This window comes from Variovorax sp. AB1(2024) (genome assembly GCF_037482385.2).
Classification (GTDB): domain Bacteria; phylum Pseudomonadota; class Gammaproteobacteria; order Burkholderiales; family Burkholderiaceae_C; genus Variovorax.
In genome coordinates this window covers 263,328-288,783 of sequence record NZ_JBBHKP020000002.1, presented here as the reverse complement: position 1 = coordinate 288,783, position 25,456 = coordinate 263,328, and the positions used below count along the sequence as shown (strand labels likewise).

General features: G+C 66.8%; 21 protein-coding genes. 11 read left to right on the top strand and 10 right to left on the bottom strand.

Features of this window, described 5'->3' with window-relative positions:
- Window positions 1–6: 6 nt before the first annotated feature.
- Window positions 7–2,232: a PQQ-binding-like beta-propeller repeat protein gene (locus WIX39_RS28250; RefSeq protein ID WP_409196518.1), complete on the top strand. Its 2,226-nt coding sequence runs from the start codon at window positions 7–9 to the stop codon at window positions 2,230–2,232.
- A 75-nt stretch (window positions 2,233–2,307) separates the two neighbouring features.
- Here the strand turns inward: WIX39_RS28250 and WIX39_RS28245 are convergent, their stop codons facing one another.
- From WIX39_RS28245 to WIX39_RS28225, 5 genes are read right to left on the bottom strand one after another with little or no spacing between them, the layout of a single operon-like run.
- Window positions 2,308–3,735 carry an ELWxxDGT repeat protein gene (locus tag WIX39_RS28245; RefSeq protein WP_409196517.1) on the bottom strand — a complete coding sequence of 476 codons (1,428 nt, stop codon included), beginning with the start codon at window positions 3,733–3,735 and terminating at the stop codon, window positions 2,308–2,310.
- Between the two features lies 1 nt (window position 3,736).
- Window positions 3,737–5,017 (bottom strand): TRAP transporter large permease, encoded by a 1,281-nt coding sequence (locus tag WIX39_RS28240; protein WP_081267754.1) that lies wholly within the window; start codon window positions 5,015–5,017, stop codon window positions 3,737–3,739.
- On the bottom strand, window positions 5,014–5,577 hold the full coding sequence (locus tag WIX39_RS28235) for a TRAP transporter small permease (RefSeq protein ID WP_081267755.1): 564 nt from the start codon (window positions 5,575–5,577) through the stop codon (window positions 5,014–5,016). The genes WIX39_RS28240 and WIX39_RS28235 overlap by 4 nt, the downstream gene beginning before the upstream one ends.
- Before the next feature lie 46 nt (window positions 5,578–5,623).
- Window positions 5,624–6,070 carry a type II 3-dehydroquinate dehydratase gene (locus WIX39_RS28230; protein WP_081267756.1) on the bottom strand — a complete coding sequence of 149 codons (447 nt, stop codon included), beginning with the start codon at window positions 6,068–6,070 and terminating at the stop codon, window positions 5,624–5,626.
- A 20-nt stretch (window positions 6,071–6,090) separates the two neighbouring features.
- Window positions 6,091–7,092 carry a TRAP transporter substrate-binding protein gene (locus WIX39_RS28225; RefSeq protein ID WP_409196516.1) on the bottom strand — a complete coding sequence of 334 codons (1,002 nt, stop codon included), beginning with the start codon at window positions 7,090–7,092 and terminating at the stop codon, window positions 6,091–6,093.
- Window positions 7,093–7,229: 137 nt separating this feature from the next.
- Between WIX39_RS28225 and WIX39_RS28220 the strand changes: the two genes are divergently transcribed.
- A complete protein-coding gene (locus WIX39_RS28220; protein WP_081267758.1) occupies window positions 7,230–8,012 on the top strand; it encodes an IclR family transcriptional regulator in 783 nt (260 codons plus the stop codon).
- Between the two features lie 25 nt (window positions 8,013–8,037).
- Complete coding sequence (locus WIX39_RS28215; RefSeq protein WP_409196515.1) at window positions 8,038–9,054, top strand: TRAP transporter substrate-binding protein; 1,017 nt, start codon at window positions 8,038–8,040, stop codon at window positions 9,052–9,054.
- Window positions 9,055–9,116: 62 nt separating this feature from the next.
- Here WIX39_RS28215 and WIX39_RS28210 read toward each other — a convergent pair whose 3' ends face one another.
- Window positions 9,117–9,638 carry a TetR family transcriptional regulator gene (locus WIX39_RS28210; protein ID WP_409196514.1) on the bottom strand — a complete coding sequence of 174 codons (522 nt, stop codon included), beginning with the start codon at window positions 9,636–9,638 and terminating at the stop codon, window positions 9,117–9,119.
- A 125-nt stretch (window positions 9,639–9,763) separates the two neighbouring features.
- On the opposite strand from WIX39_RS28210, the gene WIX39_RS28205 reads away from it, so the two are divergent.
- The 7 genes from WIX39_RS28205 to WIX39_RS28175 all read left to right on the top strand — a co-directional run bounded on the left by WIX39_RS28205 (window position 9,764) and on the right by WIX39_RS28175 (window position 16,416).
- Window positions 9,764–10,657, top strand: coding sequence for an SDR family oxidoreductase (locus tag WIX39_RS28205; protein ID WP_409196513.1), 894 nt, complete (start codon window positions 9,764–9,766; stop codon window positions 10,655–10,657).
- Between the two features lie 237 nt (window positions 10,658–10,894).
- Window positions 10,895–11,740, top strand: coding sequence for an STAS domain-containing protein (locus tag WIX39_RS28200; RefSeq protein ID WP_081267762.1), 846 nt, complete (start codon window positions 10,895–10,897; stop codon window positions 11,738–11,740).
- A 12-nt stretch (window positions 11,741–11,752) separates the two neighbouring features.
- Window positions 11,753–12,127: an STAS domain-containing protein gene (locus tag WIX39_RS28195; RefSeq protein WP_081267763.1), complete on the top strand. Its 375-nt coding sequence runs from the start codon at window positions 11,753–11,755 to the stop codon at window positions 12,125–12,127.
- A complete protein-coding gene (locus WIX39_RS28190) occupies window positions 12,117–12,521 on the top strand; it encodes an anti-sigma regulatory factor (RefSeq protein ID WP_409196512.1) in 405 nt (134 codons plus the stop codon). Before WIX39_RS28195 ends, WIX39_RS28190 begins: the two co-directional genes overlap by 11 nt.
- Window positions 12,512–13,543: a SpoIIE family protein phosphatase gene (locus WIX39_RS28185; RefSeq protein WP_409196511.1), complete on the top strand. Its 1,032-nt coding sequence runs from the start codon at window positions 12,512–12,514 to the stop codon at window positions 13,541–13,543. Before WIX39_RS28190 ends, WIX39_RS28185 begins: the two co-directional genes overlap by 10 nt.
- Before the next feature lie 3 nt (window positions 13,544–13,546).
- Window positions 13,547–14,425, top strand: coding sequence for a sensor histidine kinase (locus WIX39_RS28180; RefSeq protein ID WP_409196510.1), 879 nt, complete (start codon window positions 13,547–13,549; stop codon window positions 14,423–14,425).
- 2 nt (window positions 14,426–14,427) lie between these two features.
- Window positions 14,428–16,416: a hybrid sensor histidine kinase/response regulator gene (locus tag WIX39_RS28175; protein ID WP_409196509.1), complete on the top strand. Its 1,989-nt coding sequence runs from the start codon at window positions 14,428–14,430 to the stop codon at window positions 16,414–16,416.
- A 2-nt stretch (window positions 16,417–16,418) separates the two neighbouring features.
- Here WIX39_RS28175 and WIX39_RS28170 read toward each other — a convergent pair whose 3' ends face one another.
- The 4 genes from WIX39_RS28170 to WIX39_RS28155 all read right to left on the bottom strand — a co-directional run bounded on the left by WIX39_RS28170 (window position 16,419) and on the right by WIX39_RS28155 (window position 20,707).
- A complete protein-coding gene (locus tag WIX39_RS28170; RefSeq protein WP_409196508.1) occupies window positions 16,419–18,137 on the bottom strand; it encodes a thiamine pyrophosphate-dependent enzyme in 1,719 nt (572 codons plus the stop codon).
- Between the two features lie 149 nt (window positions 18,138–18,286).
- Window positions 18,287–19,789 carry a tripartite tricarboxylate transporter permease gene (locus WIX39_RS28165; RefSeq protein ID WP_081267769.1) on the bottom strand — a complete coding sequence of 501 codons (1,503 nt, stop codon included), beginning with the start codon at window positions 19,787–19,789 and terminating at the stop codon, window positions 18,287–18,289.
- 10 nt (window positions 19,790–19,799) lie between these two features.
- Window positions 19,800–20,222, bottom strand: coding sequence for a tripartite tricarboxylate transporter TctB family protein (locus WIX39_RS28160; protein ID WP_345891203.1), 423 nt, complete (start codon window positions 20,220–20,222; stop codon window positions 19,800–19,802).
- Window positions 20,223–20,371: 149 nt separating this feature from the next.
- Entirely contained in the window at window positions 20,372–20,707 is a 336-nt protein-coding gene (locus WIX39_RS28155; RefSeq protein ID WP_409196507.1) for a phage integrase family protein, read from the bottom strand.
- 328 nt (window positions 20,708–21,035) lie between these two features.
- Between WIX39_RS28155 and WIX39_RS28150 the strand changes: the two genes are divergently transcribed.
- Window positions 21,036–25,454: a DEAD/DEAH box helicase gene (locus WIX39_RS28150; protein ID WP_409196876.1), complete on the top strand. Its 4,419-nt coding sequence runs from the start codon at window positions 21,036–21,038 to the stop codon at window positions 25,452–25,454.
- Window positions 25,455–25,456 lie beyond the last annotated feature (2 nt).

Sequence of the window (25,456 nt, the reverse complement as noted above, 5' to 3'; positions counted from 1 at the left end):
ACATCCATGAAGCAAAAATCATTGGTCACGTTGCTGATTTCCTGCGGCGTGCTCGCATCGCCATTGCTGATCACTGCCTGCGGCGGCTCGAGCGGCGACGGCGCACCCTTCCTGCCGGTAGCGCCGGCTCCCGCGCCGCCACCGTCATCCAGCGCGCCGCCGCCGCCAGCACCGCCGCCGGCGGCCGGCGCGCCCGCGGCCGACCTGTCGGACTGCTGCACCGCCGGCGACAAGGACTTTCCCAAGGTGGGAGGCAATCTCGGCAACCAGAACTACTCCAGCCTGCGCAAGATCGACAAGAGCGCGATCGGCCGATTGGGTGGCGCCTGGGTCAACCAGATCGAAGGCGGCATGACCACCGGCAACAACCAGAGCACGACGGTGGTGGTCGATGGCGTCATCTACATCGAGTCCGCCCTCGGCAACGTGATCGCGGTGGACGGCAAGACCGGCCTCACCAAATGGAAATGGACCACGCCCTACGGCGGCATCACCCGCCGCGGCGTGGCCGTCGCAAAGGACCTGGGCCTGGTGTTCACCGTGGCCACCGGCAACCGCCTGGTGGCCCTGCGCACCGACACGGGCGCCATCGCCTGGATCAAGCAGTATCCGAGCAGCACCACCGACCCCGACTATCAGGGCGCCCTGCAGAAGGTGGCTCTTGTCTATCACGACAAGCGCCTCTACCTGGGCACCAACGACGGCAATCGCGGTGCCGCCTTCTCCGCCGATGCACTGACCGGCAAGGTGCTGACGTCGTTCTGGGGCGTGCCGCGCGCGGGCGAGATCGGCTACGACACCTGGGGAGGTGCCGCCGAGTCCGATCGCACGGGCGCGACACCCTGGATCCATCCAGCCGTGGACCCGGAGCTGGGCCTCGTCTACTGGACCTTCGGCAACGTGCGCGGCGGCTCGTCGCAGAACGGTTCCGCACGTCCCGGACTGAACCTGTTCGCCAACTCGATCGTCGCCCTCGACCTCAAGACCGGCGAGTACAAGTGGCACTTCCAGTCCGTCCACCACGACATCTGGGACATGGACAACGTGATGTCGCCGGTGCTCGCGGACGTGAAGATCGACGGGCGTGATCGCAAGGTCGTGATCTACGGCAGCAAGACCGGCATGTACTACATCCTCGACCGAAAGGACGGCAGCGCGCCGCTGGGCATCGACGAAGTGCCGGTCAAGCAGGATGCCCGCCAGGCCAGCTGGCCCACGCAGCCCATGCCGCGCCAGGGCGCCTGGACCGAGACCTGCATCGTGGACCAGCCGCTGGGCACGGCGATTCCGGGCGACCCCAACCGCGCGGTGCCGAACTATGTGAAGGGTTGCCTGTACGACGCGCATTGGGACGTGCCCATCCTCTCCATTCCGGGGCACGGGGGCGGTGCCAACTGGAACCACCAGTCGTACAGCCAGCGCACCGGCCTGGTCTACACGGGCATGGGCTACGTGTCCGCCGCGCACTCGCTGACCGAGGCGAGCAACGGCCTGCGCCCGCCGGGCACCTACATGACGGGCGCCGTGGTGGCCGTCGATCCGGGCACCAACCTCGTCAAGTGGAAGAAGCAGATGCCGTACTCCCTTGCGCACGGCAACGGCATCCTGACCACGGCGTCCAACCTCCTCTTCATCGGCCAGCCCGACGGCAACCTGCTGGCCATGGATGCCAACGACGGCAGCGAGCTGTGGCGCTTCCAGACCGGCGCCGCGATCAGCGCCAGCCCGATCACCTACGAGATCGACGGCGAGCAGTATGTCGCCGTGTTCTCTGGCGGTACGAGCATTCCGTATGGCGACTCGGCCCCTCGCGGCGACCGCCTCTGGGCGTTCAAGGTCGGTGGCACGGTGCAGCCGCCAGCAACGCCGATTCCGCCTGTCGTGCGTCGCCCGGTGTCGGGGTCGGCCGTGGAAGGCGCGGCGCTGCCCACACCCAACACGGTGTTCCTGGCACGTGTGCAGACCGCCGGGAATGCGCCCGGGGCTGCCGAGTCGACGGCGGTCAACGCCATGACCCCGACCTTCATGCGCGTGCCGGTGAACACCACCGTGACCTTCACCAACCCGGCCGACAACGCCAACACGCATTGCGCCACTCAGTTCTTCGAGGGTCGCTTCAACTTCAGGCTGGCGCCTGGACAGTCCGCGAACCACACCTTCGACGCGCCCGGCGAGTACTTCTACAACGACTGCCACAGTCCGCGCCCCACGGGCAAGATCGTCGTGTACTGAGCTGCGCCGTTCGCAGGCTCCATGCAAAAAAACACCGGCATTTGCCGGTGTTTTTTTTGGAGCAGCGCAGTGCGATCAGCGCAACCGCTGCTCGAGCGGGTCTCCGACCAATGCGACCCGGCCATCGGGACGGCGGATCCACAGGCGCTCGTTGCCATGGCCGTCATCGGCCACGAAGAGCACCGCATCCGCGAGCGCGCGAAAGCCCAGCGGCATCGAATTGCGCGGACCCGCCGCGACATCGGCCACGGCGCGGGTCCCGGCCGACGAACCGTCGCTCGTCCAGGGCTCGACGCCGCGCGCGGCTCCGCCGTTCGCCGAGAACCACAGCCGCGAGCCGATGGCGGCGAAGCGTGCCGGAGAGCCGCTTTCGGCGCCCGGTGCGATGTCCTTGACGAGTGCGGTCCCCTTTGCCGTGCCGTCGCTGCGCCAAAGTTCGGCACCGGACAAACCGTCCGTCGCGGCGAAATAGAGCCGCCCGCCCATCGTCGACAACGGGCTCGCAATGGCACCCTCGGCGCCCGGACGGATGTCCGCCACAAGCGTCGTGCCGGCCGTGGTGCCGTCGCTCCTCCACAGTTCGGTGCCATGGACGCCGTCGTTGGCGGCAAAGTACAGCATGCGGTCGAGTGCGACCAGATGCGCGGGGCGCGAGGACGCTTCGCCCGGGCGGATGTCCTTCACCATTCGCGTGCCCTGGTCGGTGCCGTCGCTCTTCCACAGCTCGGCCCCGTGCACACCGTCGTTCGCGGTGAAGTAGACGCTGTCGCCCACGGCGGTCAGGCCTTGAATGTCCGCATCCTCGATGCCCGGGCGGATGTCCTTCACCAGGCGTGTGCTCTGCGGCGTTCCCTCGCTGACCCAAAGCTCATGGCCATGCTCGCGCGTGGTCGCGGTGAAGAACAGGCGCTTGCCGGCCACCGTGAGCTGGCGTGCGACTGCCCGGGGGCCGGTGTTGATCGAGGACACGCGCGTGGTGGTTGTCGCGTTGCCCGACGTCTTCCACACCTGGAAGCCGGTGCTGCCGTCGTTGGCGACAAAGTACAGCGCATCGCCGAACACCGTCAGCTCGCTGGGCATGGAGCCTTCCTCGCCTGGGCGCAGGTCGATCACCGGCGAAGTGCCTGCAGCCGTTCCATCGGTGCGCCAGAGTTCGAGGCCGCGCTCGCCGTCCGTGGCCGTGAAGTACACACGGCCACGGAACGGCGTCTGCCAGACGGGGAAAGATCCCCGGAAGCCGGGGCGGATGTCCTTGAGCATCTTCGTGCCCGCGGCGCTGCCGTCCGTGATCCAAAGCTCCTGGCCCGAGCTCGCGTGGAAGGCGGAAAAAAGCATCCGCGCGCCCAGCGGCGTCAGTCCGGTGGGAGAGACGAAGGCCAGCCGCTGGCGCTGCTCGGGAACAACTTCGCGCTCGGGATCCTGCGCGAACGCGGCCGATTGGGCGAGGAGCGCCAGCGCGGCGAACCACGCGGGGCGCGCGAAGCGCATCGCAGCCTTGGCCATCTCAGCCCCCGAACCACCGGGCCGGCACCGTCACCAGTTGCGGGAACAGCACCATGACGAACATGATGGCGAACTCGGCCGCCATGAACGGCAGCACGCCGCGGGTGACGTCGTCCATCTTCATCTTCCCGACACCTGCAACGACGTTCAGCACCACCCCCACGGGCGGGGTGATGAGCCCGATGGAGTTGTTGATGATGAACATCACGCCGAAGTAGACCGGATCGATGCCCGCGGCAATGACGACAGGCATCAACACCGGTGTCAGGATCAGGATGGTGGGCGTCATGTCCATGGCCGTGCCCACGGCCATGACCAGCACCATGATCGTGATCATCAAAAGGATCTTGTTCCCCATGAAGGGCTGGAGCAGTCCCACCACCTTGGACGGCAGGTCCGCCACCGTGATCAGCCAGGCGCTGACCATGGCCGCGGCAATCAGGAACATGACCACGGCGCTCGTCTTCGCGGCGCTCACGAACACCTTGTAGAGCTCGCCGAAGCTCAGCTCGCGATAGATGAATGTGGCGACGAAGAACGCGTAGACGGCCGCGACCACGGCAGCTTCCGTCGGCGTGAAGACACCCATGCGCAGGCCGACCAGGATGATGACGGGCAGCATCAATGCCCAGCCCGCGTCCCGCGCGGCCTTCATGACTTCGCGTGCCGGCTTGCGCGGCGGCGGCTGGATCTTCTCGTGCCGCACGAGCCATGCCCAGGTGACCCACAGCGCGCCGCCGATCAGCAAGCCCGGCACGATGGCGGCCAGGAACAGCTTGGAGATCGACACATTCGCGGCGACGCCGAAGATCACCAGGCCGATGCTGGGCGGAATCACGGGGCCGATGATCCCCGTGGCGGCGATGAGGCCGCCTGCCCGCGCCTTGTCATGGCCCGCCCTCACCATCATCGGCAGCAACAATGCGGTCAGTGCGGCGGCGTCCGCGACGGCCGAACCCGAGAGCGCCGAGAGCAGGCAGCCGGCCATGATGGTCACGTAGCCCAGGCCTCCTCGCACATGCCCGACCAGTGCCAGCGCAAGGTCGACGATGCGCTTGGACAGGCCACCGGCATTCATGATCTCGCCGGCCAGCATGAAGAACGGCACCGCCAGCAGCGGAAAACTGTCGGCACCGCCGATCACGTTCTGCGCGAGGATCTGCGCGTCGAACAGATCGAGGTGCCACATCAGCGCCACGCCGCATGCGAGCAGCGAGAACGCGATGGGAATGCCCATCGCCATGGCCAGCAGCAGGGAGCCCACGAAGACGAGTATGGTCATTTGCGTGCTCCTGGAGCCTCATCTTTCGATCCGAGGATCTGCTTGAGCTGGACGGCCTCTTCCGACTCCTGGATCATCACGAGCTCGTCATCGGCGATGCGCCCCGTGAGCAGTCGAAGCAGATCGAGCGCCAGGATGAACCCGGCCAACACCGAGAACACCACGCCGGAGGCATAGACGATGGCCATCGAAGCGCCGGTGACCGGTGCAGTGACGTCCCAGTTGATGCGCGCCTGCGCCACGCTGCCCTGGAACAGGAGCCAGACGATGTAGAGCATGACCACGTGGCCTACCGCGAGGCAGATCTTCTTGCCGAGGGGCGGCAGCTTCTGGACCACCATGTCCACGCCCAGGTGGCCGTGCTCCTTGAGCGCGACCACCGCGCCAAGGAAGGTCATCCAGATGAAGAGCCAGCGCGACACCTCTTCGGACATGGTGATGCCCGAATTGAAACCGTATCGCAGCACCACGTTGCCGAACACCAGCACCACCATGACCGCGAGCGCGGCGGCGATCAGTGCCTCGATGCCGGCACAGCACCGATCGATCCATTGATTCATCTTGTTTTCTCTCTGGCGGTCCGTCCTCGCCGGACAGCACGGTGTTTCAGGAGGCGGCCACCTGCTTTTGCATGTCGACCAGTGCGCGCAACGCCGCCAGGTAGGAATGCGGCCCCAGTCCCTGCACCGTGCCTTTCACCGCCGGCGAGATGATCGAGTGCGCACGCCAGGTCTCGCGTGCGGCGATGTTCGACATGTGCACCTCGATGGTCGGAAATGGCATGGCCTTGATCGCGTCATGCAGCGGCACGCCGTGCTGGGTCAGCCCTGCGGGGTTGACCAGCGCGCCTTGGGCATCGTCGATGTGGGCATGCAGGAAGTCGATGAGATCGCCTTCGTGGTTCGACTGGATCGTCTCCAGTGCCACGCCGAGTTCGCTTGCCAGCGCTTGCAGCTGGGCATTGATTTCCGCGAGCGTGGTCTTGCCGTAGATGTGCGGTTCGCGGCGCCCGAACAGGTTGAGGTTCGGGCCGTGGAGAACGAGGATTTTCATGAGGGAAGCCGAGCGGGCGGTCATTGTTTGCGGATGCGGGCGAGCTCGTCGTTGTAGAGCTTGACGATGGCGGGGTCGTACTGCGCCGCGAACTTGTCGATCGCCGGCTTGGCGATCTCGCGCATGCGCACTTGTTCTGCCGCGCTCACTTCGTTGAACTGCGCGCCCTTGGCTTGCAGGTCGCCGATCGCCTTCTGAGCAGCGGCACGGCTGACCTGGCGCTGATAGCCGCGCGCCTCGTTGGCGGCCTCATTCATCATCTTCTGCTCGGCGGCGCTCAGCGAGTCCCAGAACTTCTTGCTGACCAGCACGATGTTGGCCGCATACACGTGGTTCGTGGCGCTCACGAACTTCTGCACCTCGAAGAACTTGTTCGACAGGATCACCGAATACGGGTTCTCCTGGCCGTCGACCGCTTTCGACTCGAGCGCGCCATAGAGCTCGGCGAAGGGCATCGGCACCGGATTGGCCTTGAACGACTTGAACGTCTCCAGGAACACCGGGTTGGGAATGACCCGGATCTTCAGTCCCTCGAGATCCTCCGGCTTGGCAATGGGGCGCTTGCTGTTCGTCACGTTGCGAAAGCCCAGGTCCCAGTAGCCCAGCGCCACGAGGCCCTTCTCCGGCAGCTTGGTGATCAGTGCCTGTCCCAGCGGGCCGTCGAGCAACGCATCGGCCTGCGCGAAGTTGTTCACCGAGAACGGGAAATCGACCAGGCCGAACTCCTTGACGATCCCCGCCAGCGAGGTGGTGGCCGGTGCCGACATCTGCTGCACGCCGCCCTGCAGGGCGGACTGCTGCTGCATCTCGTTGCCGAGCTGGGAGGCCGGGTACTCCTGCACCTTCATCTTGCCGCCGCTCTTGGCGGCGAGCAGTTCGGCGAAGCGCTTCACGCCGAAGCTCACCGGATGGTCCGCATTGTTGAGATGGCCGAAGCGGATCACCCGCTCCTGCTGGGCCAAGGTCGGGGCGACAAGGCCGATGCACAGGCCGGCGACGGCAAGCGTTCGAAGAAGTTTCACAGGTATCTCCAAAAGGGTGCAGAAAAGTCTGACTGGCCCGATTCTGAGTTTTTCGGAAAAACTTTCCATAATGGAAATCCCTTCCCGTGATCTGATAGAGTGACGATGTCGCAACGCCACGCAACCGGAGACACGAAATGAGCGAAATGCTGGGACGCAGCTTCAAGGTCTTGGAATACCTGGCGGAGCATCCGCACGGCGTTGCACTGTCTACCGTGGCCAGTCAACTGCAGATCCCGTTGAGCGCATCGCACCGATTGCTGACGGAACTGATTCGCTGCGGCTACGTGCGCCAGGACATTGCCGACGGCCACTACGTGCTGACCATCAAGCTCGTCTCCGTCGGTCTGTCGTTCCTGAGCAATTCGGGCATCGTGGACGTGGCGCAGCCACTGCTCGACCAGCTTGCCGCGACCTCCGGCGAACTGGTGCGCCTGGCGGTGGTCGACGGTGAAGACCTGACCTTCGTGGCCAAGGCGCAAGGGGCAACGCACGGACTTCGCTACGACCCGGACATGGGGCTGTCGGTCACCCTGTCGTGCAGCGCGGCCGGGCATGCGTGGCTTTCGACCATGAGCGAGGACGATGCGGTGGCGCTGGTGGCCAAGAAGGGCCTGGGCAAGCCCGAAGACTACGGCCCGAAGGCGCCCACCACGCTCAAGGCGGTGATGACCTACGTGAAGGCGGCCCGCCAGCGTGGCTTCAGCATGATCAACGAGGTCTTCGCACCGGGAATGACCGCCATGGCCGCGCCGGTCTTCGCTTCCGGCGGTTCGGTCATCGGTGTCATCACCATCGCGGGGCCCGCCGTCAGGCTGACGCAGCAACGCATGGAGGCACTGGGACCCGCGCTGCTCGCCACGGTCGAGGAAGTGGCGCGTGCCAGCGGTGCTTCGGCGCTGTTCAAGAAAAGAGCATGAATGACACAACGAGGAGACAAACGCCATGAGGAAGAACTTGATTCACAGGCTGCTGGCAGCCGCTGTTGCCGCCACGGCCTTGCTTGCGGCATCGGGTGCGGCTGCGCAGGTCAAGGAGCGCACGCTGAAATTCGCGTTCCAGAACCAGGCGGGTCATCCGCAGGCGCTGGGCGCGCAGAAATTCGCTGACCTCGTGGCCGCCAAGTCCGGCGGCAAGATCGCGGTGAAGCTGTTTGCCGGCGGCGTGCTGGGCGGCGACCTGCAAACCGTGTCGGCCCTGCAGGGCGGAACCATCGAGCTCACGGTGCTGAACGCGGGCATCCTCTCGGCGCAGGTGAAGGAATTCGCGGCTTACGACTTGCCGTTCCTCTTCAACAGCGCCAAGGAGGCTGATGCGGTCACCGATGGCCCCTTCGGCCAGAAGCTCATGGCCAAGCTGGAAGACAAGGGCCTGCACGGCCTGGGCTACTGGGACCTGGGTTTTCGCAATCTCACCAACAGCAAGCGGCCGATCACGAAGGCGGATGACATTGCGGGCCTGAAGATCCGCGTGATCCAGTCGCCGATCTACATCGACCTGTTCACTGCACTGGGCGCAAACGCCACGCCGCTGCCGTTTCCCGAGCTCTACCCTGCGCTCGACCAGAAGGCCGTCGATGGGCAGGAGAACCCGAACACGACCATCCTGTCGTCGAAGTTTTCCGAAGTGCAGAAGTACATCACCCAGACCCGGCACATCTACAACCCGCAGGCGCTGCTGATCAGCAAGAAGACCTGGGACGGCATGAGCGCGGACGAGAAAAAGATCATTGCGCAGGCGTCGGCGGAATCCACGCTGTTCCAGCGTGCAGCCTCTCGCGGCGCCGCGGATGGCGCACTCGACGCCCTGAAGAAGGCTGGCATGGTCGTTTCCGAGATTCCGCCGCAAGAGACCGCGAAGCTGCGTGCCAAGGTCCAGCCGGTGATCGACAAATATTCAGCGTCCGTGGGCGAAGCCACCGTCGCGGAGTTGATGGCCGAAGTCGAGAAGGCGCGGAAGTAGCGCGAGCTTCAGCTCTGGCCGACGCAGCTTCGCACGCAGCAAGGCCCTTCACGGCCTGGGCCCTACTGGGCCGTCGAGAGCGTCTTCAGCCGCGTCAGCAAGGCGCCGACGATGTCGCCCCATGGCCGACGCTCGGCCGGTGCGACCCACAGCCCGAATGCGACGCGGAAGACCGCGATGCCCGACTCCGCCAGCAGGCTCGCGTCGGGCTCGGCGAATCCTCTGGTGCGCAAAGCCTCGGCCAGCGCCGTGGACAGCCTTGCGAGCTTGATCAGCTCTCGCTCGCGCAGTTCGCCGTTGGCTGCGATCACCGCAGCGCGCAAGCGGGCGAAGCCGCGGCGGTCCTCGTCGAAGAAATCGGCCGGCGCCTGCAGCGCGAAGGCAATGGCGTCCATGGCCGTTGCATCCGTCGGAGCGCTGTGCAGCGCGGCCACCATCGATTCCTGCAAGACCTCCGATCCGCTGAACAGCACCTCGCGCTTGTCGGCGAAATAGCGGAAGAACGTTCTTGAAGTCAGGCCCGCGCGCTCGGCGATGGCGGCGACGGTGGTCTGCTCATAGCCGATCTCCGCGAACAACTCCATGGCCGCCATGCGCAGGCGCCCTTCCCCATCCGGCTCCCAGCGACCCATCGCATCCTCACAGTGTTGACACAGAGTGACATCATAGGCCTACAATGATGTCACTCAATGACATCAAAGGAGCGCACATGCGAATTCTCGTCACCGGAGCCTCGGGCTGGATCGGATCGGCCAGCGTCGTCGAGCTGATCTCCGCGGGACACCAGGTGCTCGGCCTCGCCCGCAACGAAGAGGCCGCGGCCAAGATCCGAAAGCTCGGCGCTGAAGCGGTGAAGGGCTCGCTCGACGATGTGGCCAGCCTGCGCGCCGCCGCCGAACGCGCCGAGGGCGTGGTGCATCTCGGATACAACCACGACTTCTCGCAGATGGCCGATGCGGCGCGCACCGACCGGGCGGCCATCGACGCCTTCGCCGATGTCCTCCACGGCACCGGCGGCCCGCTGCTGATTGCGTCGGGCACGCTCGGCCTCGCGCCCGGACGAGTCGGCACCGAGAGCGACATGCCGAATCCGGCGGTGCACCCGCGCGTGGCCAACGCGGCATACACGCTCGGCCTGGCCGAGCGCGGCATTCGCTCGCTCGTGGTGCGATTTGCCCCGACAGTGCACGGCGCCGGAGGCGACCACGGCTTCGTCGCCACGCTCGCGAAGATCGCCCGCGCGAAAGGTGTGTCGGCCTACCTCGGCGCGGGCCGCAACCGCTGGTCCGCCGTCAACCGGCTGGACGCAGCCAGGCTCGTGCGGCTCGCGGTAGACAAGGCGCCGCCCGCGACCGTGCTGCATGCGGTGGCCGAGGAAGCCATCGCCACGCGCGACATTGCCGAGGCCCTCGGCCGATCGATTCAGGTGCCTGTGGAGTCGGTTCCGGTCGATCGCGCGGCTGCGCACTTCGACTGGATCGGCCCGTTCTTCGGCGCCGACGCGCCTGCATCCAACGCCAGGACGCGCGAGCTCCTGGACTGGGAGCCGAGCCACGCGACGCTGCTGGAAGACATCGCCGCCGGGCACTACCCCGGCCGCTGAAGCCGCTGCCGAGTCGTAGCGCGCATTCGATTTCTTCCTCGCTAGCACGGTCGTAGGAATCTACCTACGTCAAAAGACGCAGCTTGGCGCTTCTTGCGGCGCGTTCTGGCGGTTTCCCAAAGGTAGGATCGTCCATAGTGAAACTTCACGCCAGCAGCTCAACTGCATGGCGCATGCGTTCGGGCAGGGGCGCTGCCGTTTCACCGGACGACTCCAAAAACATCCGATGAGGAACTCATGAGAGAAGAATTCGAAGCGCTGCTCGCCACCGTGCGGGAAGAAGAAAAAGACGTCGTCGATGCCTGGCTGACCGAGGCAAGGCTGACGGACACCGGCGCGAGGCGCGCAGCCGAGACCGAGGCCCGCGACATCCTGAGCCAGCTGCGCCAGGCGCTGGAAAACGGCGGCGACCCCTCCCGTCTGGACACCGCCGCATGGGCGCCGTTGCGCGAGGTGCTGGGCGACCTGTCGAAAACCCGCGCGGCCAAAGGCCAGTCGGCGGCGGACACCAGCATGTTCCTGCTCGCTCTCAAGAAGCCCCTCTTCTCTTCGTTGCAGCGCCGCCTTGCCGCCAACCCCGAAGCCATGGCGGCGTCGCTCTGGTCGCTCTCGACGACCGTCGACAAGCTCGCGCAACACACGGTGGGCATCTACCAGCAGGCGCGGGAAGAAATCATCCGCCGCCAGCAGGAAGAGCTGCTCGAGCTGTCCACGCCCGTGGTCAAACTGTGGGACGGCGTGCTCGCCGTGCCGATGATCGGCGTGCTCGACAGCAGCCGCACGCAGATGGTGATGGAGGCCCTGTTGCAAAAGATCGTGGAAACCGGCTCCGAGCTGGCCATCATCGACATCACCGGGGTGCCCACGGTCGACACGCTGGTAGCGCAGCACCTGCTCAAGACGGTCACGGCCATTCGCCTGATGGGCGCCGACTGCATCATCAGCGGCATCCGTCCGCAGATCGCGCAGACCATCGTGCACCTGGGCATCGACCTGCAGGGGGTGCGCACCAAGGCCACGCTCGCCGATGCGCTCGCGCTCGCGCTTCAGCAGACCGGCTGGCGCGTCTCGCGCGACAAGTGAGCAGCAGGCCTCATGGACCGCATCCCAATTCTTCGCATGGGTGACACGCTGCTGGTCACCATCCAGGTCGACATGCAGGACCAGACAGCGCTGACGCTGCAGGACGATCTCTCCAACCAGATTGCCAAGACCGGCGCATCGGGCGTCATGATCGACATCTCCGCGCTCGAGATCGTCGACTCCTTCGTCGGCCGCATGCTCACCAGCATCTCGGGCATCGCCCGCATCCTCTCGGCCACGACCGTCGTCGTCGGCATGCAGCCGGCGGTGGCGATCACGCTGGTCGAGCTCGGGCTGTCGCTCGACGGTGTGCGGACCGCGCTGAATGTCGAGCGCGGCATGGAGCTCCTGCGGCGTTCCCGTCAGGAGAACGCCTTTGGCCACTGAACAATCCGGCACGTTGCCGTTGCTCAGCGAGCAGAACATCGTCGCGAGCCGGCAGTTGGTGCGCACGCTCTGCCAGGAGCTGAAGCTGTCCCTGGTCGACCAGACCAAGATGATCACCGCGGCCAGCGAGCTTTCGCGCAACACGCTCATCCACGGCGGCGGTGGCCAGATGCGATGGGAATTCGTGGAGCGCAACGGTCGCCGAGGCCTGATGCTGCACTTCGAGGACGAGGGTCCGGGCATCGCGGATCTCGCGCTCGCCCTGACTGACGGCTGGACCAGCGGCAGCGGCATGGGCCTGGGCCTGCCCGGGAGCAAGCGGCTCGTGAACGAGTTCGACATCGCATCGGCGTCGGGACAGGGCACCCGAGTGAGCATCACCAAGTGGAAATAGTCACCGGCTGGACCCACAAGGCCTTCCCCATGAGCGACGCCAGTTGCGTCGGCGAGGCACGGCGCCACGCCGCGCAGGCAGTCGCGAACATGGGCTGGAACGAGGTCGATGCGGGTCGACTGGCACTGGTGGTGACGGAGCTGGGCACCAACCTGCACCGGCACGCAATGAACGGGCGGCTGTTGATCGCGTCGCACCGGGAGACGGGCGAAGCCGGCGAGGTCGAGGTCATCTCGATCGATGACGGACCCGGCATCGCGGACCTTTCCCTTGCGATGCAGGATGGCCACTCCTCGGGCAGCACGCCGGGTACCGGGCTGGGCGCGGTGCGCCGCCTGGCCAGCGAATTCGACATCCACTCCAGCATGCCGGGCGGCACGGTGAGCGTGGCGCGCGTGCGTCCCGCCGTGTCTTCCGCCGAGGGGACATGGCATGTTGCCGACAGACAGATCGGCGCGATCTGCCTGCCCGCGCCGCACGAAGCCGTCTGCGGCGACGGCTGGGCGGCCGCGATCCATGACGAGCGGACCACCGTACTGCTGGCCGACGGGCTGGGGCACGGCCCGGAAGCCGCCAAGGCCTCGCAGGCCGCCACGGCCGCCTTTGCCTCTTGCTGCGAAGGAGATCTGCGCGAGACCGTGCAGAAGGTGCACCGCGAACTTCAGACCACCCGGGGCGCCGCGGTCTGCGCCCTGCGCATCGACACGGCCGACGCCACCGTCACCTACACCGGCGCCGGCAATATCGTGGGCCGGGTACTGTCGGGTGTGTTCGACAAGTCGCTCGTCACCCAGCATGGCACCGCGGGCATGCAGATCCGCAAGCCGGAGACCGCCTCGCTGGCGCTGCCTGCGCACGCGCTGGTGATCCTGCACAGCGACGGCATCGAGACGCGCTGGAACGTCGATCGCATCCGGCCACTGCTGCAAAAGGACCCAACGCTGGTGGCCGCGGTTCTTTTGCGCGACCATACACGTCACCGCGACGACGCCACCGTCGTGGTGATCCGTCAAAAGGAATAACCGATGAACAGCACCGGCCTGGCCGACTGCGACGACTCGCAAGCAGCGCTGGCAGCCAGCCGACGCGAAGTCGATGAACTGCGCGCGGAACTCGAGGAAACCAACCGCGGCGTGGTGGCGCTGTATGCAGAGCTCGATGCGCAGGCCGAGCAACTCAAGAAGGCCACCGAACTCAAGAGCCGTTTCCTGGCCTACATGAGCCATGAGTTCCGCACCCCGATCAGTGCGATCCGCAGCATCGCTCGCCTGCTCAGCGACCGCCTGGACGGACCGCTGACGCCGGAGCAGGAAAAGCAGGTCGGCTTCATCGACGGCACCGCGACGGAACTGGCCGAGATGGTCGACGACCTGCTGGATTTGGCCAAGATCGAGGCGGGCCGCGTCGACATCTCGCCGGCCTGGTTCGAGATGGTCGACCTGTTCTCCGCGCTGCGGGGCATGTTTCGCCCGGTGCTGCACAACCCCGCCACCGCCCTGATCTTCGAAGAGCCTGAGGGCTTGCCCAAGCTCTACACGGACGACCGCAAGCTTTCGCAGATCCTGCGCAACTTCATCTCGAACGCGCTCAAGTTCACGCCACAGGGCGAGGTTCGGGTGAACGTCATTCGCGTGGGCGAGGACGCCCTGAAGTTTTCGGTCGCCGACACCGGCATCGGCATTGCGCCCGAACACCACGCCGCGGTGTTCGACGATTTCTCGCAGGTCGATTCCCCCGTGCAGAAGCGCCTGCGCGGCACCGGACTGGGCCTGTCCCTCAGCCGGCAGCTCGCTGTGCTGCTCGGGGGACATGTCGAGGTGGCGAGCGAGCTGGGCAAGGGTTCGGTGTTTTCGGTGACGGTCCCCGTGCAGTGGCCCCGCCAGGCATCCGCGCCACAGGAATAGGCATGCCGAGCGGACCCCTGATCAACACCACGATCGACCGGTCGCGCCATACGGTGCTGGTGGTCGACGACAACCCCACGACGCGCTACGCGACCGCGCGCACGATCCGCGCGGCGGGTTTCCAGACCCGTGAAGCAGGCACTGGCGGCGAGGCGCTGGAACTCGCATCCCGGCAGATTGCGGCCGTGGTGCTCGATGTGCATCTCCCGGATTTCAGCGGCTTCGAGGTATGCCGCGAGCTGAGGGTGCAGCCATCGACCGCCACCCTGCCCGTGGTGCACCTGTCGGCCACCTTCGTGCGCAACGAGGACAAGGTGGCAGGCCTCAACGCCGGCGCCGACGCCTATCTGGTGCACCCGGTCGAGCCACCGGTGCTCATCGCCACGCTGCAGGCCCTCATCCGTGCCCGCATGGCAGAGGAGAAACAGCGCAACAGCGAGGCGCGCTTCCGTGCGATCCATGACCATGCGCCCACCGGCATCGCACTGATCGATGCCGAGGGGCGCTTTGCCGACGTGAATCCGGCGCTGGTCGCCATGCTAGGACAGCCGCGCGACGTCCTGGTCGGCCAGCCGGTCAGCGCCTTTGCCCCCGGCGAGTGGACCGCATTCGTGAACGCCCACACCCAGGGGGCGCAGCTTCCCTCGGCGCCATGGAAAGGCGAATTCCCGCTGTTGCGGCTCGACGGCTCCTGGATACGGCTCGAATGGACCATGTCCGGCCACATCGAGCCCGGCTTGCGCGTGGGCATCGCGCTCGATGTATCGGAGCGCTTCGAGCTGGAGGCGCGCCGCCGCGAAGTGCTGGAGCGCGAGCAGGCGGCGCGCGTTGCCGCCGAGCGGCTGAGCCGGACCAAGGACGACTTCGTGGCGGTGCTCTCGCACGAATTGCGCAACCCGCTCAACGCGATCAGCGGGTGGGTGCATGTGCTCAAGGTCGGCGGGCGAACCCCCGAGCAGATGGAAAAAGGGCTTGCCGCCATCGATCGCAGCGTCAAGGCGCAGACGCGGCTCATCGCCGACATCCTGGACGTCTCACGCATCAGTTCCGGAAAACTGCGGCTTCACCGCGAGTGGGCGGACCCACGCGCCCTGGTGAGCGCGGCGATCGAGGCGCTGGCCGCCCCGGTGGCGGCCAAGCGGCTGGACATCGTGTTCGACCGGCAGGAGGCCGATGCGCCCGCCTGGCTCGACGCCACGCGGTTCCAGCAGATCGTCTGGAACCTGCTTTCGAATGCCATCAAGTTCTCCGGCGAGGGCGGGCGCATCCTGATCGAGCTGCAACGGCAGGACCACATGTTGCATCTGTCGGTGCGGGACTTCGGCCGCGGCATCCGCGCGGACTTCCTGGAGCACCTGTTCGACCGCTTTTCCCAGAGCGACTCCCCCGACAACCGATTTCATGGCGGGCTCGGTTTGGGGCTGTCCATCGTGAAGAACCTCGCCGAGCTGCATGGTGGCGGCGTGTCGGCCCACAGCGAGGGCGAAGGCCACGGCGCAACGCTGCGCGTGACGCTCGGCGTCGTTCCTTCGGACGAAGCGTCGATCCTGCTTCTGGATACGCCGGATTCGCAGGCGGGCAGGCCGGCCCCTGCCATGAGCGGCGCGCTTCATGGCCTCGATGTGCTGGTGGTCGAGGACAACGCGGATGCGAGCGAGATCATCACCGTGGTGCTGGCCGACGCCGGCGCCAGTGTCCGGCTGGGCGTCGATGTCGAAAGCGCGCTGCAGCTGTTCGACCAGAAATGGCCCGATGTGCTGATCAGCGACATCGGCCTGCCGGGCCGCGACGGCTATGACCTGATCCGCGAAGTGCGCGAGCGCGAGCGCCTGCTCGGCAAGCCCAGGCTGTTCTCGGTTGCCCACACGGCTTTCACCCGTCCGCAAGACCTGGCGAAGACCACGGAGACAGGCTTCGATGCACACCTCGGCAAGCCATTGCAGCCGCATGCGCTGGTCGCGCTGGTGGCCAGCCGCGCCACGGCGGGCTGACGCTACTGCGTGAAATTGTCTTTGAGCAGATCGATGACGTCTGACGAGCGTCCGCTCAGGACGGCCTTGGCCGAATACAGCATGGTGCCGGCGACCTGGGCGAATTCCACCTTCGGCGGCATCACCAGTTCGGTCCGGTTGACGCTCACGTCCAGCAAAGCGGGGCCGGGATGCGCGAGGAACGCGCGCACCGCATCGGGCAGATCCTCCGCGCGCTCGACCTTCTGCCCGTAGAAGCCGATCACCTCTGCCAGCCGGGCGAAGTCGGGGTTGAGCAGGTCGGTGTAGTTGTCGAGCAGGCCTTCGACTTTCTGCTCCAGCTCGACGAAGTTGAGGCTCGCGTTGTTGTAGACCACCACCTTGATCGGCAGCTTCTCCTGCACGGCGGTCATCAGGTCGCCGAGCAGCATCGCGATGCCGCCGTCGCCCGAAAGTGAAATGACCTGGCGCCCGGGATAGGCCTTCTGCGCGCCAAGAGCCTGAGGCATGGCATTGGCCATGGTGCCGTGTAGCAGGCTCACCAGGGTGCGCCGGCGTCCGTTCATCGTCAGGTGGCGCAGCGACCAAACCATCGGGCTGCCGCCGTCCGCCGTGAAGATCGCATCGTCGGCGGCCATCTCGTCGATGACGCGCGTCAGGTGCTGCGGATGAATCAGGCCTTCCTTGCCCGGACGCTCGTCGCGGCGCAGCGTTTGCACCGCCTCTTTCCTGTGGCGCAGGCAATCATCGAGAAAGCTTCGGTCGCTGCGCTCTTCCAGCAGCGGAATGAGCGCCTCGATGGTGGCGGCCACGTCGCCGACCAGCCCCAGCGCCACGGGATGGCGCCGCCCGAGGTGGCTGCCGTCGATATCGATCTGCGCGATGGTGGCCTTGGCCGGGTAGAACTGGCTCCACGCGAAGTCGGCGCCGAGCAGCAGCAAGGTGTCGCACTCCTGCAAGGCGCGGTAGCCCGACTCGACACCGAAGATGCCGGTCATGCCCATGTTGAAGGGGTTGTCGTACTCCACGAAATCCTTGGCGCGGGAGGTGTGCGCGATCGGTGCCTTCAGGCATTGCCCCAGCGCGAGCAGCATCTCGTGCGCGCCTTCGCAGCCGTGGCCGGCGTAGATCGCGATCTTGTGTCCCTTGCCGAGCAGCGCGGCCAGCTGCGACAGCTCCGCATCGTTCGGCCGCAGCACCGGCCTGGCGCGGTGCACCGCGTACGTCAGGCCTTCTTTCACCTCGGTCTGCGCGATGTCGCTCGGCAGGATGATCACCGCCACGCCCTTGCGCGAGAGGGCCGCCTGTGCCGCGAGCGCAGTGAGCCGCTGCGCCTGTCCGGCCGAGTACACCTGTTCGCAGAACACGGTACAGCTCGCGTAGAGCGACTTGAAGTCGACCTCCTGGGGGAATTCCATGCCCAGCTCGGTCGTGACGACCTGGCTGGCGATCAACACCACAGGCGCGCGATTGCGGTTTGCCTCGAACACGCCGTTGATGAAATGCAGGCCGCCCGGGCCGCATGAGCCGGCACAGGCCGTGAGCTCGCCAGTCAGGTAGGACTCGGCGCCGGCGGCGAATGCGGCCGCCTCTTCATGCCGCACGTGGACCCATTCGATGTCACTGCGGTGGATGGCATCGGTGACATGGTTCAGCGTGTCGCCGACGATGCCGTAGCAGCGCTTGACGCCCGCATGCTGAAGAGTTTCGACGACGAGTTCGGCGACTTTGCGTTGAGCCATGGAGAGGGTCCTGGGGGGCGTTGTCTCAGGCATATGCCTGATCCCAGGAGGCTATGGCCACGGCGCGAAGACATCGTCGGCAGGCGTCGGCAGCACCGGTAGGATGGCGCCGCACCGGCCTGCTAAGGCCGATGCTGCGCCACATCAGTTCACTTCGCCTCGATGGCGACTCCTCTCTTGCGCGCCTGGAAGACGAACGAGACGACCTGCCAGGCCACGAAGACCGCGATCAGGCTCAGCAGCGTGCCGCTGATGGGGCGGGTCACGAAGGCGCCGAAGCTGCCGCGGCTCAGCAGCATCGCGCGGCGGAAGTTTTCCTCCAGCATCGGGCCGAGGATGAAGCCGAGCATCAGCGGCGCCGCATCGAGCTCCAGGCGCATGAACATGTAGCCCATGAAGCCGAAGGCGGCCGTGATGAAGACGTCTTCCAGGTTGTTGTTCACGCTGTAGGTGCCGATGCAGCAGAAGAACAGGATCGATGGAAACAGCACGGCGTACGGGATCTTGAACACCGACAGCCAGTACCGCACCAGCGGCACGTTCAGCACGAGCAGGAAGACATTGCCGATCCACATGCTGGCGACCAGGCCCCAGAACAGGTCGGGATGGCTGCCGATCATGTTCGGCCCCGGCTGGATGCCCTTGATGATGAAGGCGGCCAGCATCAGCGCCATCACGGCGTTCTCCGGAATGCCGATGCTCATCAGCGGAATGAAGCTCGTGCGTGCGGCGGCTTCGTCGGCAGCGGCCTGTCCGGCCACGCCTTCGATGCAGCCGGAGCCGATCTCGTGCTTGTACTTGCTGACCTTCTTGTCGATCGCGTAGGCCGCGAACTGCGCGATGGTGGGGCCGCCGCCGGGCAGGATGCCCAGGAAGGAGCCGATCACGCTGCCACGCAGCGCGCTGGGGATGATCCGCATGAACTCGGCCCGGGTCGGGATGAGATTGATCTTGCCGTTGAAAGGCGAGCGCTCTTCACGCGAATCGAGGTTCTTCGTGATCTCGGCGATGCCGAAGCAGCCCAGCGCAATGCTCACGATGCCGACGCCGTCCACCAGGAAAGGCAGGTCCATGGTGAAGCGCTGTGCGCCGCTGTTGACGTCGGTGCCGATCGTTCCCAGCAGCACGCCGATCATGCACATGGCCAGGCCGTTGAGCAGGCTGCCCGTGGTGACGAAGCTCACGCACACGAAACCCACCAGCATCATCGCGACGTAGTCGGCGGGGCCGAACAGGAAGGCGACCTCGCCGAGCACCGGAGCCAGGAAGGTCAGCACCAGGATGGCGACCGTGCCGCCGATGAAACTGGAGAAGCCCGCGGTGAAAAGCGCCAGCCCCGTCTGCCCCTTGAGCGTCATCGCGTACCCGTCGATACAGGCCACGATGCTGCTGGCGTGCGGGATCTTCATCGTGATGGCACTCACGCTGTCGCCGTACTGCGCGCCGTAGTAGATGCCGGCCAGCATGATGAGCGCGCCGGTCGTGGGAATGGAGTACGTCAGCGGCAGCAGCAGGCTGATGGTCGCCAGCGGCCCGAGGCCGGGCAGCAGGCCCACCAGCGTACCCACGGTGCAGCCGATGGCGCAGAACATCAGGTTCTGCCACGTCAGGGCATGCGAAAAGCCGAATGCGAGATTGTTCAGGACTTCCATGATCGTCGCCTCAGAAGAGTGGCAGGTTCAGGCCGAGGAGCTTCTGCAGCGCCAGCGCCATCACGATCAGGCCGGCCGAGACCTTGACGTTGCGCACCCACGAGTACGAGCTGCCTGCGAATGCCGAGCAGAACACCATGAAGACGATGCCCGCGATCATGTTCAGGAAGGTGGAAATCAGCGCGAACCCGCAGAGGCTTCCGAGGATGAGCGAGATGTTCTTGAAGTTGAAGTCGAGCTTCACCGGCGCGACGAAGAACGACCGGATCACGGTCGACACGCCGATCACCAGCAGCATCGCACTGACCATGGCCGGGAACAATCCCGGTCCTGCGCGACTCAAGTCTCCAATGGGGTAGCGAAGCGCCGTGAGGCCGAAGGCCAGCGCAATTGCCATGAGGAAGAGTCCTCTGACAAGGTTTCTGTTTTTCATAGTTCCCGATTTACTGGGTTGTCCAAAGTCACCGGCGCGGACAACTCCGCCCCGGCCCCGTCTCCATCCGGGTGGAACCCGGACGAACGGATGCTCTCGGGCGTACCTGAGCGTTGTCTGACGCCGCGGTAAGGGGAACTACGTATCTCTCAGGGAGCAGAAAACCAGGGCGGGCTTGCGGCCGGCCGTGCCGGTGCGTGGCGGACGGGCCTGCGTCTGTGTGCCTGCAGGTTGCCCAGGTCCACCTGCATGCCCGTGCTTTCCTGCTGTTCATGCAGCCACTGCACCAGACGCTCGGCACGCGTGACACCGATGCCTCGCACCGGATACCACCAGGTCGTTCCGGTGTCGTTGATCCGTTGCACCAGTTGCCCGAGCGTGCCGAAGCCGGCCTGCTCAAGCCGTTCGGACAACAGCGGGTCGAACCACGCGGCCACGCTGTCGTGTGCCTGAGGTACGTTGTCGAGCGATTGAAGCGTGTCCATGCGATGTCCCTGCGCGATGTGTGACAGCCCCCGGGGCGCGGGTGTGATGGTTGGTGACCTGCGCGACCAGGGGATCGCATGCTTCTTTGCATGGCCCGTGCCAGACGCCGAAACGTTGATTCACAAGGACATTTCTTGCGAGACGCTGGGCGTGTGTCGTTGATTCAGACAAATAGCGTGATCAATATTTGGACACATGCATGTCGAACACGCAGGGTTTACCAGCGTGCGCTGGGCGGGCGGGCGGTTGACTGGCGCGCCGCCGGCCGCTCTGAGCCGGGTTGAGATCGGGCGCCATGCCCCGATCTCTTGAGCCAGGACCTGCCGCATTTGCGCTCGCTGGGCGCCTGCCGTAGCCTTTCTTCCCGTGCCCCTGCATTCATTCCATCCCGCCGTTGCCCGTTGGTTCCTGAGAACCTTTCCCGGGCCCACGCCCGCCCAGGCCGAGGCTTGGCCGGCGATCAGCGCCGGGCGTGACACGCTGGTGGCAGCACCCACCGGCTCCGGCAAGACGCTGACCGCTTTTCTCGCCGCGCTGGACGATCTCGTGCGCCGGGGCCTCGAACCCGGCGGCCTGCCCGACGAGACGGCGGTCGTCTACGTGTCGCCGCTGAAGGCGCTGTCGAACGACATCCGCCTGAACCTGGAAGCGCCGCTCGCGGGCATCCGCGCCGAACTGGCGGCGCTCGGGCTGGCGGATGTCGACATCCGCACTGCCGTGCGTACCGGCGACACGCCGCAGCGCGAGCGCCAGCAGAGCCTGCGCCGGCCGCCGCACGTGCTGGTGACCACGCCGGAGTCGCTCTACGTGCTGCTGGGTTCGGCGTCCGGACGGCGGATGCTCGCAACGGTGCGCAGTGTGATCGTCGACGAGATCCATGCCGTCGCGGCCAGCAAGCGTGGCAGTCACCTGGCGCTGTCGCTGGAGCGATTGCAGGCGCTGTGCGCGGCACATTCGGGCGCGCGACCGGTGCGCATCGGCCTGTCGGCCACGCAAAAGCCCATCGACGAGGTGGCGCGCTTCCTGGTGGGCGCGGGCGCACTGTGCGCGGACGGCGCGGATGGCACGGCCGACTGCGCGGTCGTCGACATCGGCTATGCCAGGCAGCGCGATCTGGCGCTCGAACTGCCGCCGACGCCTCTGGAAGCCGTCATGTCCGGCGACCAATGGACGCAGGTGTACGCGCGCGTGGCCGAGCTGGTGTGGCTGCACAAGACCACGCTGGTGTTCGTCAACACGCGCCGCATGGCCGAGCGGGCAGCGCGGCACCTGGGCGACATTCTCGGCAAGGAAGCGGTGGCCGCGCACCACGGCAGCCTGTCGAAGGAAACGCGGCTCGACGCCGAGCAGCGCCTCAAGCGCGGCGCGCTGAAGGTGCTGGTGGCCACGGCCTCGCTGGAGCTGGGCCTGGACATCGGCGACGTCGACCTGGTCTGCCAGATCGGCTCGCCGCGTGCCATTGCCACCTTCCTGCAGCGCGCGGGGCGCTCGGGCCATGCGGTGGGCGGGGTGCCGAAGGCGCGGCTCTTCCCGCAGTCGCGCGACGAACTGGTCGAATGCGCCGCCCTGCTCGACTGCATACGCCGTGGCGAGCTCGACGCCTTGCGCATACTGCCTGCGCCGCTGGACGTGCTGGCCCAGCAGATCGTCGCCGAGACCGCTTGCCGCGAGTGGGACGAGGACGCGCTCTTCGCGCTGGTGCGCCGCGCCTGGCCTTACGCGCGGCTCACGCGCGAGAGCTACATGCAGGTGGTGTGCATGGTGAGCGAAGGCTTCACCACGCGCCAGGGCCAGCGTGCCGGCCATGTGCACCGTGACGCGGTGAACCACCTGCTTCGCGAACGCAAGGGTGCGCGCATGACCGCGCTGACTTCCGGCGGCACGATTCCGGAGACCGGCGACTACACGGTGGTGCTGGAGCCGCAGGCCGACAAGATCGGCACGGTCAACGAGGACTTCGCGATCGAGAGCCTGGCGGGCGACGTGTTCCAGCTCGGCAACACCAGCTACCGCATCCTGAAGATCGAGCCGGGGCGCGTGCGGGTGGAAGACGCGCACGGGGTTGCGCCCAACATTCCGTTCTGGCTCGGCGAGGCACCGGGGCGCAGCGACGAGCTGTCGTCCGGTGTGTCGCGCCTGCGCGAGGAGGTGGCGCGGGCCCTGGAAGCCGGCGGCCGCGACAGCGCCATGCGACTGCTGACGCAGACCCTCGGCCTCGACGCAGAAGCGGCGCGCCAGATCGTCGAACACCTGGCGCATGCACACGCGGTGCTCGGCGCGCTGCCGACGCAACGCACGCTGGTCATGGAACGTTTCTTCGACGCCTCGGGCGGCATGCAGCTGGTGATTCATTCGCCTTTCGGCAGCAGGCTCAACCGTGCGTGGGGTCTGGCGTTGCGCAAGCGCTTTTGCCGCACCTTCAACTTCGAGCTGCAGGCCGCGGCCACGGAAGACGCCATCGTGCTGTCGCTGTCCGCCAGCCACAGCTTTCCGCTCGACGAGGTCGCGCGCTATCTGCATTCGGCCTCGGCGCTGCACGTGCTGGTACAGGCATTGCTCGACGCGCCGCTGTTCAACGTGCGCTGGCGCTGGAACGCGACCACGGCGCTGGCGCTGCCGCGTTTCAGCGGCGGGCGCAAGGTGGCGCCGCAGCTGCAGCGCATGCGCTCCGAAGACCTCCTGGCGGCCGTGTTCCCGGACCAGGTCGCATGCGCGGAGAACATCGTCGGCGAGCGCGAAGTGCCCGCGCATCCGCTGGTCACGCAGACCCTCGACGACTGCCTGCACGACGCGATGGATGCCGACGGCTGGCTTGCGTTGCTGCGCCGGATGGAGTCGGGCGAGGTGAAGGTGATTGCGCGCGACCTGCCGGCACCCTCGCCGCTTGCGATGGAAGCGTTGAACGCGCGTCCCTATGCCTTCCTCGACGACGCCCCGCTGGAGGAGCGCCGTACGCAAGCCGTGCAGAACCGCCGCTACAGCGACCCCGAAAGCGCAGACGATGTCGGCCAGCTCGACGCCGATGCCATCGCCAGCGTGCGCGAGGAAGCATGGCCGCAACCGCGCAACGCCGACGAGATGCATGAGGCGCTGGGCATGCTCGGCGCGGTGGGCGACGACGAAGTGGCCCGGCAGGCGGACTGGAAGCCCTGGCTCGCGACGCTCGCCAAGGCAGGCCGCGCCACGCGCCTGCTGTGCGAAGGCAAGGGGCGTGCCGCGCGCGGGCTGTGGGTGACGGCCGAACGGCTGCGGCTGCTGCAGGCCGTGGCGCCCGATGCACCGCTGCAACCCGCCATCACCCCGCCCGCCGATGGCGAACAACCCCCGGACCGCGATGCCGCCTTGCGCGAGCTGCTGCGTTCACGCCTCGGCGGCCTTGGGCCGGTGACGGTAGAACAGTTGGCCCGACCGTTGTTCCTGCAGCCTGCCGATATCGAAGGTGCGCTGCTAGCGCTGCAAGCCGAGGGCAGCGTGTTGCAGGGCCGCTTCACACCGGGCACGACGGCCCTCGAGTGGTGCGAGCGGCATCTTCTGGCGCGGATCCATCGCTACACGCTCAAGCGCCTGCGCCGCGAAATCGAACCGGTGGAGCCGCGCGACTTCGTGCGCTTTCTCTTCGAGTGGCAGCACGTCGGCGCTTCCGCGCGGGTGCGCGGTCCGGAGGCGCTCTCGGGCATCCTGTCGCAGCTCGAAGGCTACGAAGCGCCTGCGCCGCTGTGGGAGGCCGAGCTGCTTCCCGCGCGCGTGGCCGATTACGCCGGCGCATGGCTCGACGACCTGTGCACCGCCGGACGAGTGTTGTGGACACGGCTGCGGCCCAGCGCCACGGAGAGCCGCAAGGGTGCGGGCAGTCTGTCGCTGCGCGCCACGCCGGTCGTGCTGCTGCCGCGTCGCAGCGCCGCGTTGTGGACCACGCTGGCACCCGCGCCGGCCGACGACGAACACCTGGGCTCGCGGGCCGCGCGCGTGGCCGCGCACCTTGCGCAGCACGGTGCCTGCTTCTTCGACGAGATCGCGGCCGGTACCCGGCTGCTGCCGGTCGAGATCGAGGAGGCGCTGGCCGAACTGGTCGCCAAGGGCCGTGTGCGCTGCGACAGCTACGCCGGCCTGCGCGCCTTGCTGGTGCCGGCGTCGAAGCGTGCGTCAGCCGACACACGGCGGCGCCGTCGCGCGCCGCTCTTCAGCATCGAGGATGCGGGCCGATGGACGCTGGTGCGCCCGCCGGCTGCTGAAGCCTTGCCGACCGGTTCCACGGAGGCCATCGAGCAGGTCGTGCGCGTGCTGCTGCGCCGCTATGGCGTGATCTGCTGGCGCCTGCTGGAGCGCGAGGCTGCATGGCTTGCGCCGTGGCGCGATCTGGTGCGCGTGTGCCGGCGGCTGGAAGCGCGCGGCGAGATCCGAGGCGGGCGCTTCATCGCCGGTGTATCGGGCGAGCAGTTCGCGTTGCCTGAAGCCATCGCGTCGATGCGGCAGGTGCGCCGCCAGCCGGACACTGGCGAGCTGGTCGCACTGGCGGCCAGCGACCCGGCCAACCTGCTGGGCACGCTGGTGCCCGGGCCGAAGGTGCCCCGCGTGGCGGGATCGCGCGTGGTGTACCTCGACGGCGTGCCGGTCGCCACCAGCGTGGCCGGGGAAGTCACGATGCTGGTGGCGCTCGATGCCGCGCAGAAGCAGTCCGCCCTGCGCGCGTTGTCGCTGGACGCGCCGCTGCGGTTCTCGGAGCTGGCTGCGCTGCAGCCTGGATGATC

Bases quoted from the DNA above. Each gene is read 5' to 3' on its own strand.
- WIX39_RS28250 (WP_409196518.1), top strand. From the start codon at position 7: ATGAAGCAAAAATCATTGGTCACGTTGCTGATTTCCTGCGGCGTGCTC.
- WIX39_RS28245 (WP_409196517.1), bottom strand. From the start codon at position 3,735: ATGGCCAAGGCTGCGATGCGCTTCGCGCGCCCCGCGTGGTTCGCCGCG.
- WIX39_RS28240 (WP_081267754.1), bottom strand. From the start codon at position 5,017: ATGACCATACTCGTCTTCGTGGGCTCCCTGCTGCTGGCCATGGCGATG.
- WIX39_RS28235 (WP_081267755.1), bottom strand. From the start codon at position 5,577: ATGAATCAATGGATCGATCGGTGCTGTGCCGGCATCGAGGCACTGATC.
- WIX39_RS28230 (WP_081267756.1), bottom strand. From the start codon at position 6,070: ATGAAAATCCTCGTTCTCCACGGCCCGAACCTCAACCTGTTCGGGCGC.
- WIX39_RS28220 (WP_081267758.1), top strand. From the start codon at position 7,230: ATGAGCGAAATGCTGGGACGCAGCTTCAAGGTCTTGGAATACCTGGCG.
- WIX39_RS28215 (WP_409196515.1), top strand. From the start codon at position 8,038: ATGAGGAAGAACTTGATTCACAGGCTGCTGGCAGCCGCTGTTGCCGCC.
- WIX39_RS28210 (WP_409196514.1), bottom strand. From the start codon at position 9,638: ATGGAGTTGTTCGCGGAGATCGGCTATGAGCAGACCACCGTCGCCGCC.
- WIX39_RS28205 (WP_409196513.1), top strand. From the start codon at position 9,764: ATGCGAATTCTCGTCACCGGAGCCTCGGGCTGGATCGGATCGGCCAGC.
- WIX39_RS28200 (WP_081267762.1), top strand. From the start codon at position 10,895: ATGAGAGAAGAATTCGAAGCGCTGCTCGCCACCGTGCGGGAAGAAGAA.
- WIX39_RS28195 (WP_081267763.1), top strand. From the start codon at position 11,753: ATGGACCGCATCCCAATTCTTCGCATGGGTGACACGCTGCTGGTCACC.
- WIX39_RS28180 (WP_409196510.1), top strand. From the start codon at position 13,547: ATGAACAGCACCGGCCTGGCCGACTGCGACGACTCGCAAGCAGCGCTG.
- WIX39_RS28175 (WP_409196509.1), top strand. From the start codon at position 14,428: ATGCCGAGCGGACCCCTGATCAACACCACGATCGACCGGTCGCGCCAT.
- WIX39_RS28170 (WP_409196508.1), bottom strand. From the start codon at position 18,137: ATGGCTCAACGCAAAGTCGCCGAACTCGTCGTCGAAACTCTTCAGCAT.
- WIX39_RS28165 (WP_081267769.1), bottom strand. From the start codon at position 19,789: ATGGAAGTCCTGAACAATCTCGCATTCGGCTTTTCGCATGCCCTGACG.
- WIX39_RS28160 (WP_345891203.1), bottom strand. From the start codon at position 20,222: ATGAAAAACAGAAACCTTGTCAGAGGACTCTTCCTCATGGCAATTGCG.
- WIX39_RS28155 (WP_409196507.1), bottom strand. From the start codon at position 20,707: ATGGACACGCTTCAATCGCTCGACAACGTACCTCAGGCACACGACAGC.